The following is a 16885-nucleotide window of genomic DNA, read 5'->3' as shown; positions in this document are numbered from 1 at the left end:
GACGGCCCGCAGGGCCGATCCGGGATCGTTGGCGGGAGGGCGAGGATCGCCTCAGTTCAGCTTCAGGCAGTTGGCGTAGAAGGTGGTGGTCGCCGGCCAGTCGGAGAACACGCCGATCACGCCGATATCGCGGGCGAGCACATCGAGCAGCGCCAGCATGTCGCCGTCGCGGTCGATCACCGGCTTCACCGACTGGTAGTAATAGCCCCCGCCGGTATTGAGCGGGCCGGAGCGCTCCAGCGACCAGCCGATCAGGCCGAGCCCCGCCTTCTTCGCTTCCTCGGCATAGAGGGAGGGCACGATCCTGCCGTCCTTGTGCGTCACCAGCATCCACAGCGGCGGGGCGAGGATCTTCACGCCCTTGTCGGCCAGTTCCTGCATGGAGGGCTGCCAGGTCTCGGGCTTCATATTGTCGAAGCCCTTGCTCTCCTCGTCGCGCCCGTCGAGATAGACCGCCTGCGCGCCGAAGGCCGGCTCGGCCTTGAGCCAATAGAGCACGTCATCGAGGCGGAAGGACTGGGCGTAGACATCGCGCGGGTCGATGCCCGCCGCCTTGTACTCGTCGATCATCTGCTGGGCGTAGTGCTCCTGGGTGTAGCTGCCCTCGAAGGGCATGGCGACCTCAGGGGTCTTCAGCTCGGGGGTGAACTTCAGGCCGAGCGACTTCACCAGCTCGATATATTCCTTGTGCGAGACCAGCGTCGCCCGGTTCACATAGAGGTCGGTGCGCCAGCTCGGTGTGCCGTCCATATATTCCCCGACCGTCACCCCACGCGGGTTGAAGCCGTCCATCTTCGGCCGCAGCGATTTGAACTCGGCCAGCGTCAGGTCGCTGGTGCAGCACTTCGCGCTGGCCTTGCGCCCCGTAATGGGGTCGGCCGGCTGGAACCCTTCCGAGCATTTCGCCGCGAGTTCCGGCCGGGCGAGAATGTCGGTCGTGGTGTGCAGGTCGCACTGGGCGTGGCGGCACACCAGTTCGCGGTCCTTGGTGAAGGCGACATCGCATTCGATCACGCCGGCGCCCATGCGCGCGGCGGCGATATAGCCCTCGCGCGTGTGCTCGGGAAACTGCAGCGGCGCGCCGCGATGGGAGATGGAGAAGTTCTTCGCCGTGAACGGGCCCTTGCACTGGGCCAGCTGCTCCTTCAGCGCCCCGTCCTTCATCTGGTCGACGAGATAGAACGGACGCGGGCCAATCTCGATACTGCCGATCTCGCTCGCGCCCGTCTCGGCCGCCGCCGGGGCGGCGAGCGCCAGCGCGAACAGGATGGTGGCAAAGGGCCGGAGCGAGGGACGCAAGGCGGGACGCAAAGCGTGGAACATCATCACGGAGCTCTCCTGTCGGCTCGGGCGGTGCCCCCTGCTATCCCCGGCCGGTGACAGCGGTTTGACGCGGCGCCTTCTAAACCGACGGTTGGTCGACCGCCTGCGGCCAGCGCGCCAGCGCCTCATGCCCGGCGGGCGTGAGGGCGTAGACGCCGCGCTCGGTGCGGGCGAACCAGCCATAGACATTGTCGCGCAGGATCTTTCCCGCATCCGGCGCGCGCGGGCGCAAATCGCGCGGGCGCGCCGGCCCCGCCGCCAGCACGGCGGCGCAGGCCAGCGCCTGCTGGCGATAGGCGGTCATCACGGGCACCCGCGAGCCCCCGCCCACCGCCGGGTCGCCCTGCCGCCGCCTGTGCTCGGACACCAGCCGTGAGCGCCGGCGCGGGTCCTTGCGCGGCATTGGCGCGTCGGGGCTGACCAGGATCGTTACCGCACCGTCGGGCAACACCAGCAGCATGCCGAAACCGAGGCGGCGGCAGAGATTGCGGAAGCGTGCATCGCTCTCGCGCCCGCCTCCGCGCAGCGAGGCCCGCGCCGCCAGCCACACCTCGTCGCCGGCGCCGGCGCGGTGCACCGCCTGCAGCACCAGCTCCAGATTGAAGCTGAGCTTCAATTCGCCGATCACCACCACAGGCGTCTCGTCATCCGACAGCGCCACAAGATCGCAGCCGCCGATCTCCCCCTTCACGGTGAAGCCGCGTTGTTCGAGAAAGCGCTTGATCGGCAGATAGAGCGTGGTCTCCAGGGTCGGTCCTCCGGGCTCAAACTCAGGGACGGCGCGGCGGGCGCGGTGCCGCCGGGGCACCGCCGGCGCGCTTTTCCGCCAGCCAGATCACATGGCGCGCGCCGCTTTTGCCATGGGCGCGCACCCGCGCCTCCTCCACCGCGAAACCCGCGCGGCGCAGCCGCCCGGTGAAGCCGCTGTCCGGCGCCGAGGACCACACCGCCAGCACCCCGCCCGGCCGCAGCGCCGCTGAGGCCGCGCCGAGCCCGGCGGGGCTGTAGAGCCCATCATTGGCCGCCCGCGTCAGCCCGCCCGGCCCGTTGTCGACATCGAGCAGGATGGCGTCATAGGCGGCCCGCCCCGCGCCGATGAGCCGGGCGACATCGCCCTCGGCCACCGTGACGCGCGGATCATCGAGGCTGTCGCCGAAAATCTCCGCCATCGGCCCGCGCGCCCAGTCGATCACCGCCGGCACCAGCTCGGCCACCACGATCCGCGCCTCGGCCCCCACCTCGCCCAGCGCCGCGCGCAGGGTGAAGCCCATGCCGAGCCCGCCGATCAGCAGCACGGGGGCCGGGCGCGCCCCGAGCCGGGCGCAGACCAGCGTCGCCAGCGCCTTCTCCGAGCCGCTGAGGCGGCTGTTCATCAGCTCGGTCGCCCCAGCCATGATGGAGAATTCCGCGCCCCGCCGCTTGAGGCGCAGCTCGCCGCCCTCAGGCACTTGGGCGGTATCGAGCAGGGTCCAGGGAATCATAAGGGCGTCTCGGTGCGCGGCATCCCCCGAGGTAGCGCCGAACCGGGCCCTCGGGCAAGACGCGCGCGCCGAGGCGCCGCTCAGATCAGCGGCGGGATGGACGGGTTGATCGGCACCTCGAACACGGTCGGCCCGGCGGCGTTGAACGCCGCCGCCACCCGCTCCTTCAGAACGTCGAGATCGCTGATCCGCTCGGCGGCGCAGCCAAAGCCCTTGGCGAGGCTGACGAGATCGAGCCCGGGAATGTCGAGCCCGGGCACCCCGGGCGTTTCCTCCAGCACGGCGAAGGATTTGAGGATGCCATATTCGCCATTGCGCAGCGCGAGGATCACCAGCGGCAACCCGCTCTGCGCCGCCGTCCACAGCGCCTGCAGCGAATATTGGAACGAACCGTCGCCGATGATCAGCATGACAGGCCGGTTGCGCCCGGTATCACGCTCGCCCAGCGCGATGCCGACCGAGGCCGGCAGGTTCCAGCCGAGCCCGCCGCTGGCGAAGGTGAAGAAGGTCGCCGGCTCGGTGATCGGCCAGTGCGTGTGGAGGTCCGCGAGATTGGAGGGCGATTCCTCTACCAGCACCGTGTGCGGCAGCCGCACCTGCGCCAGCGCCGCGAACACCTGCGCGGCGGTCGGCACTTCGCCGACGGTCGCCGGCGCGTCGGACGCCGGATGCGGCGCCATGCGGTGCGTCAGCTTCTCACGGGCCGCGCCCGTGCCCACCCGGGTCCTCACCAGCCCGGCCAGCCCGCGCGTCGCCAGTACCGCATCGCCCACCAAACTGTCGCCGACAGGCGCGCGCGACGTCTCCGCCGGGTCGTCGCTGATATGCAGCAGGCGCAGCCCCTCGGGCAGGTAATCGCCGGCGACATAGGGGTAATAGCGGAACACCGGCGCGCCGATGACGATCGCGACATCGTGCCCTTTCAGCCTCTCGCTGAGCGGGCCGATGGCGAAGGGCAGCCCGCCGGCATAGAGCGGGTGGTCCTCCGGGAAGGGGCAGCGCTCGCTCGCCGGCGCCGCGAACACGGTGGCGTCCAGCGCCTCGGCCAGCGCGATCGCGTCCGGCCAGCCCGCACCCCGGTCGATCGCCGCGCCGAAGATCAGCGCCGGGTTGGCGGCGCCGGAAAGGATGTCGGCGAATTCCTTCAGCCGCTCCGGGTCGGGGGCGATGCGCTGGCTCACCGTGCGCACCACCGCGCGGCCTTCCAGCGGCTTGTCCCAGTCGTCGAGCGGCAGCGAGAGGAACACCGGCCCGGCCGGCGCCTGCGTCGCGGTGGCATAGGCGCGCATGAAGGCGGCGGGCACGTCTTCCGGCCGCGCCGGCTCATAGGCCCATTTCACCCAGGGGCGTGGCAGCTGCGTCGAATCGACATTGGTCAGCCACGGCTCCATCAGCAGCATTTCGCGCGTCTGCTGGCCGGCGGTGACGATGAGCGGCGTCTTGTTGAGGGCGGCGGTGATGAGGTTGCCCATCGCATTGCCGAGCCCCGCGGCGGTGTGGACATTGACGATCGCCGGCTTGCCGGTCGCCTGCGCATAGCCATCGGCGATGGCGATGGCGGAGGCCTCTTGCAAGGCGAGGTGATAGGTGAAATCGGCCGGGAAATCCTTGAGGAAGGTTTCCTCGGTCGAGCCCGGATTGCCGAAGAAGGTCGTCAGCCCAAGGTCACGCAGAAGGTCATGTTGACCGAACGCACGGTTGAACCCGTCATCTTGTCCCCCACGGCGGCCCCCGCAGGCCGCGCGTCGCTGTGCCCCCCGCAACCACCATGTCGCGGCGCCGGGCAGCCAAAGCTTCCCGATTACGGCAGGGAACTCAACCCCGTTCATTGGCGTGCGAGCGACGCACGCGGAAAAATTATCGCGCTACCGCAGCCCTTCCAGCGCCCGTCGCCGCACCTCGTCGGGCGTGATTCCCCCCGCCCGCAGCGCGGCCAGGCTCTGCGAGCCGATGGATTTGGAGAGCTTGCGCCCTTCCGCGTCGAGCAGCAGCGAATGGTGGGTATAGAGCGGCGCCGGCAGGCCCAGCAGCGCCTGCAGCACACGATGCACCGAGGTCGCCGCCTTGAGGTCCGCCCCGCGCACCACATGGCTGATGCCCTGCAGCGCGTCGTCCACCACCACGGCGAGGTGGTAAGCGGTCGGCACCCCCTTGCGGGCCAGGATCACGTCGCCCCAGGCCAGCGGCTCGGCGGCGACGTGCTGCGCCGTCCCGGCGGCCGCGTCCACCTCCTGCCAGCCGAGCGGCCCCGTTAACGCCACCGCCTGCGCCATGTCGAGCCGCAGCGCATAGGGCTCTCCGGCCGCCACGCGGCGCGCGCGCTCGGCCTCGCTCATGGCCTCGCGCGCAAACGGAAACAACGGCGCCCCGTCCGGGTCGCCCGGCCAGCCCGGCCGCGCCGCCACCGCGCGGCGAATATCGCCCCGGCTCTCGAAGCTGGGATAGACGAGGCCGAGCGCGTCAAGCCGGGCGAGTGCCGATTCATAGTCGGCGAAATGTTCCGATTGCCGGCGCACCGGCCGCTCCCAGTCCAGCCCCAGCCAGGCGAGGTCCTCGAGGATCGCGGCCTCGAATGCCGGCCGGCAGCGCTCGACGTCGATATCTTCGATCCGCAGCAGCAGCCGCCCGCCGCCTTCCCGCGCCAGCGCCGCGTTCAGCAGCACGGAGCGGGCATGGCCGAGATGCAGAAGCCCGTTCGGGCTGGGGGCGAAGCGGAAAACGGGGCGCGGCACGGCGTCAGCGCGCCGCGACCACCGCGACGCCCGCCCCCACCATGACGCCGCCGGCGGTGCGGTTGACCCGGCGCACCACGGCCGGGGTTCGCAGCAGCCGGCGCGCGCGCCCGGCCAGCAGCACATGGCCGCCCACCACCACCGCCTCGACGGCGAGGATGACGGCGGAAAGGCTCGCCAGCTGGCCGAGCGTCAGCGAGGGGCCCACCACATTCGGCAGCAGCGCCAGATAGAACAGCGGCATTTTCGGATTGCCGAGATTGAGCGCGACGCCGGTGGCGAACACCGGCAGCAGCCCGGCCCGCCCGGTCCCCGGCACCAGCGCCGGCACGACAGGCTCGGCGGTCCACAGCCGCACGCCCATCCAGATGAGCCAGGCCGCGCCGGCATAGCGCAGCACGGTCATCACCCAGCCCATCTCCTGCGCGAGGAGCGAGAGGCCGCACGCGGCCAGCGCCAGGAAAACGAGAACCCCGGCGACCGTCCCGGCACCATAGGCAAGCCCCGAGGCCGCACCGTGCGACAGGGTGCGCGCGACGATGGTCATGTTGTCAGGCCCGGGGCTGGCGGCGAACACGAAGAAAGCCGCCGCGAAGGCGAGCAGCGTCGAGACATCCATGGCCACCTTCTCCAAGCTCACCAGCCCGGCGATTATCGTCGCATCGGGCCGGCGCGGATGGAAGCCGCGCCGCGCGCCAAAAACTCAGAACTGGCGCGCCACCATCATCTTCTTGATCTCGGCGATCGCCTTGGCCGGGTTCAGCCCCTTCGGGCAGGCCTTGGCGCAGTTCATGATGGTGTGGCAGCGATAGAGCCGGAACGGGTCTTCGAGGTCGTCCAGCCGGTCGCCGGTGGCCTCGTCGCGGCTGTCGATCAGCCAGCGATAGGCCTGCAACAGCGCGGCGGGGCCGAGATAGCGGTCGCCATTCCACCAATAGCTCGGGCAGGAGGTGGAGCAGCAGGCGCACAGAATGCACTCATACAGCCCGTCCAGCTTCTCGCGGTCGCCGCGCCCCTGCCGCCATTCCTTCTCCGGCGCCGGGGTCTCGGTGTGCAGCCACGGCTCGACGGAGGCGTGCTGGGCGTAGAACTGGGTGAGATCAGGCACCAGGTCCTTCACCACGGGCATGTGCGGCAGCGGGTAGATCTTCACCGCCGAGGCATCCACCTCATCCATGCTTTTCAGGCAGGCCAGCGTGTTGGTGCCGTCAATGTTCATGGCGCAGGAGCCGCAAATGCCCTCGCGGCAGGAGCGGCGGAAGGTCAGCGTCGGGTCGATCTTGGTCTTGATCCAGATCAGCCCGTCCAGCACCATCGGCCCGCAATCGTCGCGGTCGACATAATAGGTGTCGACGCTCGGATTCTTCCCGTCATCCGGGTTCCAGCGGTAGATCTTGTATTCGGTCAGCCGGTTGGTGCCGGCGGGCTTGGGCCACACCTTGCCTTCGACAAGCTGCGAGTTCTTCGGAAGCGTGAGCTGGACCATGGCGAGCGATCGTTCCCCGGCTCAATACACCCGCTTGCGCGGCTCGATGTACTGGATGTCGTTCGACAGCGTGTAGGTGTGCACCGGCCGGTCGTCGAGGCGCACCGACTGCGTCTCGAAATCCAGGAAGGCCAGCGTGTGCTTCATCCAATGGGCGTCGTCGCGCTCGGGGAAATCCTCGCGCGCATGGGCGCCGCGGCTCTCGGTGCGGGCGGCGGCGCTTTCCATGGTCACGCTCGCCTGCGCGATCAGGTTGTCATATTCCAGCGTCTCGATGAGATCGGAATTCCAGATCAGCGAGCGGTCGGTCACGTCGATGTCGCTGGTGCCGGCAAAGACGTCGGCGATCAGCTTGCGGCCCTCTTCCAGCACCTCGCCGGTGCGGTAGACCGCGCAATTATTCTGCATCACCTTCTGCATCGACAGGCGCAGCTCGGCGGTGGGCGTGCCGCCCTTGGCGTTGCGGAAGCGGTCGAGCCGGGCGAGCGCCAGATCGGCGGAATCGGCCGGCAGCTCGCGCTGCTTGTCGCCGGCGGTGAGAATGTCGGCGCAGCGCAGCGCCGCCGCGCGGCCGAACACCACAAGGTCGGTCAGCGAGTTGGAGCCGAGCCGGTTGGCGCCGTGGATGGAGACGCAGGCGCATTCGCCCACCGCCATCAGCCCGGGCACCACATGGTCCGGGTTACCGTCCTTCTTGGTGACGACCTCGCCGTGGAAGTTCGTCGGGATGCCGCCCATGTTGTAATGCACGGTCGGCAGCACCGGGATCGGTTCCTTGGTCACGTCGACGCCGGCGAAGATCTTGGCGCTCTCGGAAATGCCCGGCAGGCGCTCATGCAGGATCGCCGGGTCGAGATGGTCGAGATGCAGGTAGATGTGGTCCTTGTTCTTGCCGACGCCGCGTCCCTCGCGAATCTCCATCGTCATGGAGCGGGAGACCACGTCGCGCGAGGCAAGGTCCTTGGCCGAGGGGGCGTAGCGCTCCATGAAGCGCTCGCCCTCGGCATTGGTGAGATAGCCGCCCTCGCCGCGCGCGCCCTCGGTGATCAGGCAGCCCGAGCCATAGATGCCGGTCGGGTGGAACTGCACGAATTCCATGTCCTGCAGCGGCAGGCCCGCGCGCAGCACCATCGCATTGCCATCACCGGTGCAGGTGTGGGCTGACGTGGCGGAGAAATAGGCGCGGCCATAGCCGCCGGTGGCGAGAATCACGGTCTGCGCGCGGAAGCGGTGCAGCGTGCCGTCATCCATCTTCAGCGCGACGAGGCCACGGCAGCGGCCTTCCTCGTCCATGATCAGGTCGAGGGCGAAATATTCAATGAAGAATTCGGCCGAGTGCTTCAGCGCCGCGCCATAGAGCGTGTGCAGGATGGCGTGGCCGGTGCGGTCGGCGGCGGCGCAGGTGCGCTGCGCCGGGGTCTTGCCATAGTCCACCGTCATGCCGCCGAACGGGCGCTGGTAGATCTGGCCCGCTTCCGTGCGCGAAAACGGCACGCCCCAGTGCTCCAGCTCATAGACGGCGGCGGGGGCGTGGCGCACGAGATATTCGATCGCGTCCTGGTCGCCCAGCCAGTCCGACCCCTTCACGGTGTCGTACATGTGGAAGCGCCAGTCGTCGGTGCCCATATTGCCGAGCGAGGCGGCGATGCCGCCCTGCGCCGCCACGGTGTGCGAGCGGGTGGGGAACACCTTGGTCACGCAGGCGGTGCGCAGCCCGGCTTCCGAGCAGCCGACCACGGCGCGCAGGCCCGCGCCGCCGGCGCCCACCACCACCACATCATAGGTGTGGTCGGTGATCGGGTAGGCGGAACGCAGCGACGCCCCGTTGGCGGCGCCAGTGGCGGAAGAGGTTCCGGCCATGGTCTCAGCCTCCGAAACTGATCTTGAGGACGGCGAAGGCGCCGGCACTGCCGACCGCAATGGTGAAGAACGTATTGGCGATCAGCGCGAGCACCTTCATCCCCTCGGCAGGCACATAATCCTCGATCACCACCTGCATGCCGATCCGCATATGGAAGCAGACCGAGAAGATCAGCAGCAGCAGCACGATGGCGACCAGCGGATGGCCGAGAATGGCGAGAGTCTGCGCCTGCTCCTGCCCCGCTGCCCATATTACGATCGGCAGGGCGATCAGGATCAGCAGAAGATTGGCGAGCGCGGTCACGCGCTGCAGCCAGAAATGGCCGGTGCCGGAGCGCGCCGAGCCGAGGCCGGCGACGCGCCGGCGCGGGGTGCGCATGGAGGAACCCGGGGACGCGCTCATGGGGTCAGCCCTTCACCAGCCAGATCACGATCCACAGCACGCCGGTCAGCGCGATCGAGCCGCCGATGGTGAGCTTGGCGAACAGTTCGCGCGGCCCGGGGCCGAAGCCCGCGCCGGTGTCCCAGACGAAGTGACGGATGCCGCCCAGCGCGTGGTGGATCAGCGCCCAGCTGTAGCCGACCAGCAGAAGAAGGCCGATCCAGCTGCCGTAAAGCCCGTTCACGAAACTGAAGGCCTGCTCGGAACTGGCGGCGGCCAGCAGCCAGGCCACCAGCAGCGGCGTGCCGAGATACAAAGCCACGCCGGTGATACGATGGACGATGGACATCATCATCGTCAGCATCGGACGGTAGATTTGCAGATGTGGGGAAAGGGGCCGCTCGGCCGCTCCTGCCATGTCGGTGTCCCAGATCACTCAGGAATGTGGTGTGTGCGTAGCGGAAACGATTGCAGTTCGCAATCATTCCAAAGGTGGCGTCTATCGTTCCTCCCGCCGCGCTCCTCTTTCGGGTTGCGCTGCAGCAAGCACACCCTAGCGCATCGCGGCGGCCGCGCGCACCCCCCCTTTTCGGCGCGTGTCGCGCGGGCGCAAGCCCTGCGAAAGCCGGCGATGACGGGCTGTTAACCATCTTTGCCTTTTAATTGACCGAAACCCGCCGTCTGTTGGGACGCGCGGAACCCGCGCATTCGAGGTCGCGTTGTCCATGCTTTTTGCGAAACCCAGCTGCCTGCCTGGCGCAATACTGGCGCTGCTCGTCGCCCTGCTCGGCCTTGCCGCCTCCCCGGCTGCGGCGCAGTCGCGGGATTCGGTCCGCACGCTGACCTCTGGCGGCCTCAGCCGCGACTATATCCTGCACCTGCCGAAGAACGCTCCGCCCGGGCCGCTGCCGCTGGTGATCGCGCTGCACGGCGCCCTGCAGCCGGCCGGCATGATGCAGCGTTATCTCGATCTTGACGCGGTGGCCGACCGCGAGGGCTTCATTGTCGCCTATCCCAAGGGGATGAACCTGCTGTGGAATGACGGCCGCAGCTCCATCGCCGGCTTCATCCCGCTGCTGCACAAGCGCGACGATGGCCGCTTCGTGCTGGATGTGCTGGAGGCGCTGACGGCGGAGGGCCTTGTCGATCCCTCCCGCGCCTATCTGATGGGCTTTTCCAATGGCGGCTTCCTCACCGCCTATGTCGCCTGCAACTACGCCGACCGCTTCCAGGCCTATGCGACGCTGATGATGACGGTGCCGATGGACTATGCGGAAAGCTGCCGCCCGTCCAAGCCGGTGCCGATCCTGTTGATGAACGGCACCTATGACCCGATCGTGCCGGCGTTTGGCCGCCCCACCCCGGGCGCGCGGCTGATGTCGGCCGACGCCACCGCCGCGCTGTTCGCAAAGCTCGACGGCTGCGCGACGCCCGAGCGCACCAGCGCCCCGCATGCGCGCATCACCCGCTGGAATAACTGCACGACAGGCGGCGCCGTCGCCTATTACGAGGTGGCCGGTGGCCACCAGCCGCCCTCGCAATCGACCGACGCGGTGGACGCGCTCGCCTCGGTGCTGCTCGGGCCCCGCCGCAGCGGGCTCGACGCGCCGGAAGAGATCTGGACCTTCTTCAAGCGTTTCGGCGGCGCCCCGCCGGTCGAGATGGCCGGCCGGACTCCCGCCGCCACTCCCGCGCGCGCCGCCGCCACTCCCGCCTCCCCCGCCCTCGCCTTGGCGCCGGTGCCGCGCGGCGCCGCGGCCCGGCCGGTCCGGGCGGAGCCGGTCACGCTGGCCAATGCGTGGGAGGGCATCGTGCCGGACGCCAACGACGCGCCCGCGCCCACGGCCTTTGCCGCGCCGGAGCCCGCCCCCTCGCTCGCCCGGCCGATCGCCCCCGGGGCGCCGCTGCCGCTGCAGGCGGGCTTCGTGCGCGCCGGCTTCGTGCAGCCGGGTTCGGCAGCGGGCACGCAGGCGGCCGCGGCGACCCGGCTGGCGCAGGTGCCACTGCCCCCGCCCTCGCCGCTGCGCAGCCGCGCCGCCAGCACCCAATAGCGCGACCGCGCGCCGGCTCGGCGCCCTGCCGTTTGCCCCTCGCCATGCTTTTGCCGTGAGCCGGCTCTACATCGGCCTCCGCCCGTCGGCGGTCCTGCCGATGGCAACGGCGATTCGCTGGCGTCAATTCGATGGCGCGGCGGGTTGACGGGCGCGGCTGCCGGCGGCATCGTCGCCTCCCATCCGCGCCGGGGGTATTTTAAAACCTCCGACGCCCTCGCGTCCGGCGGGCGCTACAGGAAACAGACGTGCCGGCGCCGGTCGCGGACCGCGCGGCGAGCATGTCGGGAAAAGGCGGGGAAAGCCGGTTGGAGACGAGGCGCGGACTGGCAGGCGTGAGGCGCTCCCACCTCGCGGCGTTTGATCTCGGCGACGAGCCCCCGCTCGGCGTCGATGGTGACGCCGAGGAGCCGATCAACCGCCGCCGCATCTCCATTCGCTGGCTCATGGCCACGCTGCTCACCGGCATTTGCGGCGCCGCCCTGATGGGTGGGGCGGTCTATGCCGCGCTCGATGGCGAATACCGCTTCGCCCAGTCGCCGGAAACCGTGCGCTCGGCCCTGCGCGGCGCCCTGGCCGCCGGCGAGCGCCCCTCCAATGTCGCCCGCAAGGGCGACCGCATGTCGATCCTCTCCGAAAGTTTCAGCGCCAAGCAGACCCTGCGCCTGTCCACCACTGTCAAGGACGGTGACCGCGAGGTGATCCGGGTCCGCGCCGTCACCAAGGTGGCGACCAATCTTGCCCAGTCCGTCACCTCCGCCTCGGTCGACGTGCCGCGCTTCAACCCGGCCAAGCTGATCGCCGAATCGACCAATGACGAAACCGAGGCGGTGCAGGCCGAGCCCACCGGCGACCTCACCATCGTCCTGCGCGACATCGGCACCCTGCCGGCCAGCACGCGCTTCGCCGCCGAGCTGCCGATGGAAGACGTGCTGATGAAGGTGCGCGAGACGGCCGAGTTCAGCGTGCCCACCGCCGACGCCCGCGCCCCGGCCTTTCCGGGTCTCGGCGTGCTGGCCTATGCGCCCTCTGGCGCCGCCGATCCGCTGAACGTGCTGCAGCAGCCCGACAACATGTCGGCGATCGACAAATCGGCCGACGATGCCTCCGGCGGCAATGACTGGTCCGAGCGCACCGTGGTGGCCAAGGCGGGCGACACCGTCGCCTCCGTGCTGATCGATCTCGGCGTGCCGGAAGTCGCCGCCAACGGCGCCGCCCGCGCCTTCGGCACCCGCGAACTGTCCGGCAAGCTCACCCCCGGCCTGCGGCTCAAGGTCCTGCTCGACAACGCCACCGAGGGCGCGATGCCGCTGCGCGTGGCGGTGTTCGGCGAGAGTGGCCATCAGGGCACGGTGGCGCTGTCCGACAGCGGCACTTTCCTGCCCGTGCAGGAGGCCAGCGACACCCAGGTCGCCGATCTGGCGCCCGAGGATGGCGACGAGGAAGGCGGCAGCGGCCGCATCACGCTTTACGACAGCATCTGGGAAACCGCGCTGCGCCACGAGGTGCCCCGCCCGGTCATCGAGAGCATGATCCGGGTCTATTCCTTCGATGTCGACTTCCAGCGCCGCGTGCGCGCCGGCGATTCCTTCGAGGTGCTGTTCGAGCCCGACGAGGCCGGCGGCGCCGGCGGCGTGCTCTATGCCGGCCTCACCGTCGGCGGCGAGGAGCGGCGCTATTACCGCTACCAGACCCAGGATGACGGCCTGATCGACTTCTATGACGATGCCGGCAAGAGCGCGAAGAAGTTCCTGGTGCGCAAGCCGCTCTCCGGTGGCCAGCTGCGCTCGGGCTTCGGCATGCGCCGCCACCCGATCCTCGGCTATAGCCGCCTGCATTCGGGCGTCGACTGGTCCGACCGCACCGGCACCCCGATCTATGCCGCCGGCAATGGCGTGATCAAGAAGGCCGCCTGGACCTCCGGCTATGGCCGCCGCATCGAGATCCAGCACTCCAACGGCTATGTCACCACCTATTCGCACCAGTCCAGCTTCGCCAAGGGCATCCGCGAAGGGGTGCGGGTGCGCCAGGGCCAGCTGATCGGCTATATCGGCTCCACCGGCCTCTCCACCGGCGCGCATCTGCATTATGAGGTGCTGGTCAACGGGCGCTTCGTCGACCCGATGCGTATCCGCCTGCCGCGCGGGCGGGCGCTGGACGGGCGCATTCTCGCCAGCTTCGAGAAGGAGCGCGCCACCATCGACACGCTGCTCAACCACAGCAATGCCGCGCGCGTGGCCGCCAGCGCCTCCGGCGCCGCCGAGACCAACTGATGCTCAACGGCCCGCGCCTGCCTCCCCGCGCCGGCGGCCCCGCCACCTCGCTGGTGGTGCTGCTGCACGGCTATGGTGCCGACGGGCGCGACCTGATCGACCTCGGCGAGTACTGGGCGCCGCTGCTGCCGCACGCCGCCTTCGTCTCCCCGCACGCGCCCGAGCCGCTCACCATCGCCCCGGTCGGCCGGCAATGGTTCGGCTATACCGAGCGCGACGACCGCGAGCGCTGGGCCGGGGTGCAGAGCGCGCAGAGCGCGCTCGATGCCTTCCTCGACGCCGAGCTCGCCCGGCTGAACCTGCCCGGTTCGCGCCTCGCGCTGGTCGGCTTCAGCCAGGGCACGATGATGGCGCTGCACACCGGCCTGCGCCGCGCGGTGGCGCCCGCCGGCATTGTCGGCTTCTCCGGCATCCATGTGCTGCCGCCGGAGCGGGCCATGGCGGCATTCGACGCCGAGATCATCGCCCGCCCGCCCGTGCTGCTCATCCATGGCGACCTCGACCAGGTGATTCCGCCGATGGCGCTGCCGCGCGCGGTGGAAAGCCTGCAGCGGCAGGGCATCACGGTGCGCGCGCACCTCTCCAGCGGCCTCGCCCACGGCATCGACGCCACCGGCCTGTCGCTGGCCGGCAGCTTCCTCACCGAAGTGCTGGCCTGAAGCGCGACGCCTGCCATCTGCCGCACTGCGGCGAATTGCCGGCCGGCGCTTCACAAGACTGACACGCTCCCTATAGAGTATCGCCGTGCGTCACGCGGCGCCGACTCAAGCGACCGTGCGGACGTTCCTGACAGGGAGCGAGCGTTGACGGCGACTTTGTCTCCGGGTGCCTGGCCTGCCCTCGTGCTCAACGCCGATTACCGGCCGCTGAGCTATTACCCCCTCTCGGTCTGGGCGTGGCAGGACGCGATCAAGGCGGTGTTCCTCGATCGGGTGAACATCGTCGAATATTATGAGCGGCAGGTCTCCAGCGCGACCTTCCAGATGCGGCTGCCGAGCGTGGTCTCGCTGAAGACCTTCATCCGCCCCTCGCGCCAGCCCGCCTTCACCCGCTTCAACGTGTTCCTGCGCGACCGCTTCACCTGCCAGTACTGCGATTCGCGCGAGGATTTGACCTTCGACCACGTCATCCCGCGCTCGCGCGGCGGCCAGACCACCTGGGAAAACGTCGTCGCCGCCTGCTCGCCCTGCAATCTGCGCAAGGGCAGCCAGATGCCGGAAACCGCCCATATGGTGCCGCGGCAAAAGCCCTACCAGCCGAGCGTGTTCGACCTGCACCAGAACGGCCGTCACTTCCCGCCGAACTATCTGCACGACAGCTGGATGGACTATCTCTACTGGGACACCGAGCTGGACCCGTGAGCGGCAAAGGCGTCATCCCGGAAGGGCCGCAGGCCCGGTCCGGGATCGCGTGCCGCCCCCTCACGCCTTCGCCGTCGCGCCCCACATCGCCACCACAACAAGCGCGCTGGCAATGAAGGCGTTGTAGCCGGCCAGCGACAGGCCGAAGAGCCGCCACGCCGCCTCGTCGCAGCGCACGACGCGGGCGGTCTGCAGCTGGCCGAGCAAATTGCCGCCGCCCAGCGCCGGCCCGGCGCCGGAGCAGGTTTCCGGCCCCGCCCACCAGGCCCATTCCACCCCGGCATGATAGACGGCAAGAAAGGCGCCCAGCGCCATCAGCATGCCGCACAGCGCCAGCGCCACCCGCGCCGGCCCCGTCTTGCCGAAAGCCGCGACCAGCAGCGCGACCAGCGCCACCGGCACGGCGATGTAATAGGGAATGCGCTGTTCAAGGCAGAGCGGGCACGGCGCCAGCCCCACCACCAGCTGGAAATACCACGCCCCGGCCAGCGCCCCGGCGCTGGCGACCGCCACCACCAGCGCCGCCGTCACCTGGCGGTTGCGCGCCGCGCGGCGGGCGTCGGGCGAAGGGGCGGCGGAAGCGGTCGCGGCAGATGTGTTCATGGGCGGGCACCGATCGTGAAGCAATCGCGCCAGTTCTAGCCGCTCGGCCCGCTAGCGCAAATGGGGGCGCCCATCACGTCTGCCGGATGCCGACGCTCTCTCTCCCGGGAAGCCCGTCATCCCCAGTGACCCGTCATCCTCAGGTGCGCGCCGAAGGCGAGCCTCGAAGGATGCCGCGCCCTGCCCCGCCTCGCCGCTACGCCGCCAGCGCGAAGCGCAGCGCCCGCGCCATGGCGGCGGGCAGGATCGAGGCATGGTCCTCCCCCGCCAGCCGCTCGAACCGCACCTCCGCCTCCGGCCCGAGCGTGACCCGCGCCCGTTCGGCAAAGCCCTGCGCCCGGTCGACCATCGCCCGCCGTGCCCGCCGCGCCGCCATCTCCCCCGCCTCCGGCCGCTCCGCCTGCCAGGGGGCGAGCGCCTGTTCCCACTCGCCGACCATCAGTGACAGCCGCGGCGGCACCGCGCGCGGCAGCGCCAGCCCCGCATCGAGCCGCGCCTCGTCCCACCACAGCGACGGGCTCACTGCGACATAGGCGGCGAACGCCCCGCCATCGCGCGCCATCACGTCGAGCGTGAACCAGCCGGCGAGCGAATGGCCGAACAGCGTCTGCCGCGCCGGGTCGAGCGGCACCTCGCGGGCAATGCGCGGCTTCAGCACCTGCTCGATAAAGGCGAGAAAGGCGTCGCGCCCGCCGGTCGGCCGCGCGCTGCCCTCCGCCCCCGGCCCGGCCGTGTAGTCGAAATGCCGCCGCGCCCGGGCGTCATCTTCTTCGGGATAGCCGATGCCGACCAGCACCATCGGCCCGATGCCGGTGGCGGCCGGGCGCACCGCGCCGCGCCGCAGCACCTCGGTGAAGGTGGCGAAGCCCGCATTGGCGTCGAGCATGAACAGGGTGGGAAAACCGGCCGCCGGCGCCTCGCCCTGCGGCCGGGCGAGAAAGATCCGCCACGGCGCCCCGCCACCGGGCGGCGCCAGGTCGAACCATTCGGCATCGGGCAAAGTGACGGGGTTCATGGGCAGGCGCCGCAAGGTGGAAGTTTGAATTTAGCGCCGGAAGGCTCCGGCCCTCCCCTCATGCCCCACCCCGACCCCGGCGCCAAGGGTGCTCCCAGGGTCGCAAGGGGAAGCGGCGGGGTAAAGGGAGCTTGCGCCGACACGCGTCACAACGTCATGGCCGGGTGTGACCCGGTCCTCCACGCCTTGTTTCCGACGAGCCCCGTCATCCCCGGGCTTGACCCGGGGATCCATCTCTCCACCCGAGCCCGAGGCAAGGCGTCGAGGTGCCCGGGGACCCCCCGGCCCCGCCGCGCGGGGGGGCGGCGGGGGGCGCGG

General features: G+C 69.9%; 16 protein-coding genes. 4 read left to right on the top strand and 12 right to left on the bottom strand.

Annotated elements, in window-relative coordinates:
- Window positions 1–51: 51 nt before the first annotated feature.
- The 10 genes from J2S76_RS16355 to sdhC form a co-directional block, all read right to left on the bottom strand.
- Window positions 52–1326: a glycerophosphodiester phosphodiesterase family protein gene (locus J2S76_RS16355; protein ID WP_307062352.1), complete on the bottom strand. Its 1275-nt coding sequence runs from the start codon at window positions 1324–1326 to the stop codon at window positions 52–54.
- Between the two features lie 76 nt (window positions 1327–1402).
- On the bottom strand, window positions 1403–2071 hold the full coding sequence (locus J2S76_RS16350; RefSeq protein WP_307062348.1) for a DUF2161 domain-containing phosphodiesterase: 669 nt from the start codon (window positions 2069–2071) through the stop codon (window positions 1403–1405).
- Window positions 2072–2093: 22 nt separating this feature from the next.
- Window positions 2094–2804 (bottom strand): spermidine synthase family protein, encoded by a 711-nt coding sequence (locus tag J2S76_RS16345; RefSeq protein WP_307062028.1) that lies wholly within the window; start codon window positions 2802–2804, stop codon window positions 2094–2096.
- An 80-nt stretch (window positions 2805–2884) separates the two neighbouring features.
- Entirely contained in the window at window positions 2885–4567 is a 1683-nt protein-coding gene (gene mdlC / locus J2S76_RS16340) for a benzoylformate decarboxylase (RefSeq protein ID WP_307062026.1), read from the bottom strand.
- 102 nt (window positions 4568–4669) lie between these two features.
- Complete coding sequence (gluQRS, locus tag J2S76_RS16335) at window positions 4670–5536, bottom strand: tRNA glutamyl-Q(34) synthetase GluQRS (protein ID WP_307062024.1); 867 nt, start codon at window positions 5534–5536, stop codon at window positions 4670–4672.
- Window positions 5537–5540: 4 nt separating this feature from the next.
- Window positions 5541–6155: a LysE family translocator gene (locus J2S76_RS16330; protein WP_307062022.1), complete on the bottom strand. Its 615-nt coding sequence runs from the start codon at window positions 6153–6155 to the stop codon at window positions 5541–5543.
- An 84-nt stretch (window positions 6156–6239) separates the two neighbouring features.
- Complete coding sequence (locus tag J2S76_RS16325; protein WP_126281677.1) at window positions 6240–7022, bottom strand: succinate dehydrogenase iron-sulfur subunit; 783 nt, start codon at window positions 7020–7022, stop codon at window positions 6240–6242.
- A gap of 21 nt (window positions 7023–7043) precedes the next feature.
- Window positions 7044–8882: a succinate dehydrogenase flavoprotein subunit gene (sdhA, locus tag J2S76_RS16320; RefSeq protein ID WP_307062019.1), complete on the bottom strand. Its 1839-nt coding sequence runs from the start codon at window positions 8880–8882 to the stop codon at window positions 7044–7046.
- A gap of 4 nt (window positions 8883–8886) precedes the next feature.
- Complete coding sequence (sdhD, locus tag J2S76_RS16315) at window positions 8887–9285, bottom strand: succinate dehydrogenase, hydrophobic membrane anchor protein (RefSeq protein ID WP_307062017.1); 399 nt, start codon at window positions 9283–9285, stop codon at window positions 8887–8889.
- 4 nt (window positions 9286–9289) lie between these two features.
- Window positions 9290–9682 (bottom strand): succinate dehydrogenase, cytochrome b556 subunit, encoded by a 393-nt coding sequence (gene sdhC, locus J2S76_RS16310; RefSeq protein ID WP_307062016.1) that lies wholly within the window; start codon window positions 9680–9682, stop codon window positions 9290–9292.
- A gap of 307 nt (window positions 9683–9989) precedes the next feature.
- Between sdhC and J2S76_RS16305 the strand changes: the two genes are divergently transcribed.
- The 4 genes from J2S76_RS16305 (at window position 9990) to J2S76_RS16290 (ending at window position 14949) form a co-directional block, all read left to right on the top strand.
- Window positions 9990–11315, top strand: a complete 1326-nt coding sequence (locus J2S76_RS16305; protein ID WP_307062014.1) for a CE1 family esterase — start codon at window positions 9990–9992, stop codon at window positions 11313–11315.
- 335 nt (window positions 11316–11650) lie between these two features.
- On the top strand, window positions 11651–13588 hold the full coding sequence (locus tag J2S76_RS16300) for a M23 family metallopeptidase (RefSeq protein ID WP_307062012.1): 1938 nt from the start codon (window positions 11651–11653) through the stop codon (window positions 13586–13588).
- Window positions 13588–14247: an alpha/beta hydrolase gene (locus J2S76_RS16295; RefSeq protein ID WP_307062010.1), complete on the top strand. Its 660-nt coding sequence runs from the start codon at window positions 13588–13590 to the stop codon at window positions 14245–14247. The genes J2S76_RS16300 and J2S76_RS16295 overlap by 1 nt, the downstream gene beginning before the upstream one ends.
- Before the next feature lie 144 nt (window positions 14248–14391).
- Window positions 14392–14949 (top strand): HNH endonuclease, encoded by a 558-nt coding sequence (locus J2S76_RS16290; protein ID WP_026221170.1) that lies wholly within the window; start codon window positions 14392–14394, stop codon window positions 14947–14949.
- A 60-nt stretch (window positions 14950–15009) separates the two neighbouring features.
- Here the strand turns inward: J2S76_RS16290 and J2S76_RS16285 are convergent, their stop codons facing one another.
- Together J2S76_RS16285 and J2S76_RS16280 are read right to left on the bottom strand one after the other, a co-directional pair.
- On the bottom strand, window positions 15010–15552 hold the full coding sequence (locus J2S76_RS16285; RefSeq protein WP_307062007.1) for a disulfide bond formation protein B: 543 nt from the start codon (window positions 15550–15552) through the stop codon (window positions 15010–15012).
- Window positions 15553–15748: 196 nt separating this feature from the next.
- Complete coding sequence (locus J2S76_RS16280; protein ID WP_307062006.1) at window positions 15749–16567, bottom strand: alpha/beta hydrolase; 819 nt, start codon at window positions 16565–16567, stop codon at window positions 15749–15751.
- Window positions 16568–16885 lie beyond the last annotated feature (318 nt).

The sequence above is a fragment of the Ancylobacter vacuolatus genome (assembly GCF_030813595.1).
Classification (GTDB): Bacteria; Pseudomonadota; Alphaproteobacteria; order Rhizobiales; family Xanthobacteraceae; genus Ancylobacter; species Ancylobacter vacuolatus.
This window is presented reverse-complemented; position numbering and strand designations above follow the sequence as displayed.

Bases quoted from the DNA above. Each gene is read 5' to 3' on its own strand.
- J2S76_RS16295 (WP_307062010.1), top strand. From the start codon at position 13,588: ATGCTCAACGGCCCGCGCCTGCCTCCCCGCGCCGGCGGCCCCGCCACC.
- J2S76_RS16355 (WP_307062352.1), bottom strand. From the start codon at position 1,326: ATGATGTTCCACGCTTTGCGTCCCGCCTTGCGTCCCTCGCTCCGGCCC.
- J2S76_RS16280 (WP_307062006.1), bottom strand. From the start codon at position 16,567: ATGAACCCCGTCACTTTGCCCGATGCCGAATGGTTCGACCTGGCGCCG.
- sdhC (WP_307062016.1), bottom strand. From the start codon at position 9,682: ATGGCAGGAGCGGCCGAGCGGCCCCTTTCCCCACATCTGCAAATCTAC.
- J2S76_RS16325 (WP_126281677.1), bottom strand. From the start codon at position 7,022: ATGGTCCAGCTCACGCTTCCGAAGAACTCGCAGCTTGTCGAAGGCAAG.
- J2S76_RS16305 (WP_307062014.1), top strand. From the start codon at position 9,990: ATGCTTTTTGCGAAACCCAGCTGCCTGCCTGGCGCAATACTGGCGCTG.
- sdhD (WP_307062017.1), bottom strand. From the start codon at position 9,285: ATGAGCGCGTCCCCGGGTTCCTCCATGCGCACCCCGCGCCGGCGCGTC.
- sdhA (WP_307062019.1), bottom strand. From the start codon at position 8,882: ATGGCCGGAACCTCTTCCGCCACTGGCGCCGCCAACGGGGCGTCGCTG.
- J2S76_RS16285 (WP_307062007.1), bottom strand. From the start codon at position 15,552: ATGAACACATCTGCCGCGACCGCTTCCGCCGCCCCTTCGCCCGACGCC.
- J2S76_RS16345 (WP_307062028.1), bottom strand. From the start codon at position 2,804: ATGATTCCCTGGACCCTGCTCGATACCGCCCAAGTGCCTGAGGGCGGC.
- J2S76_RS16330 (WP_307062022.1), bottom strand. From the start codon at position 6,155: ATGGATGTCTCGACGCTGCTCGCCTTCGCGGCGGCTTTCTTCGTGTTC.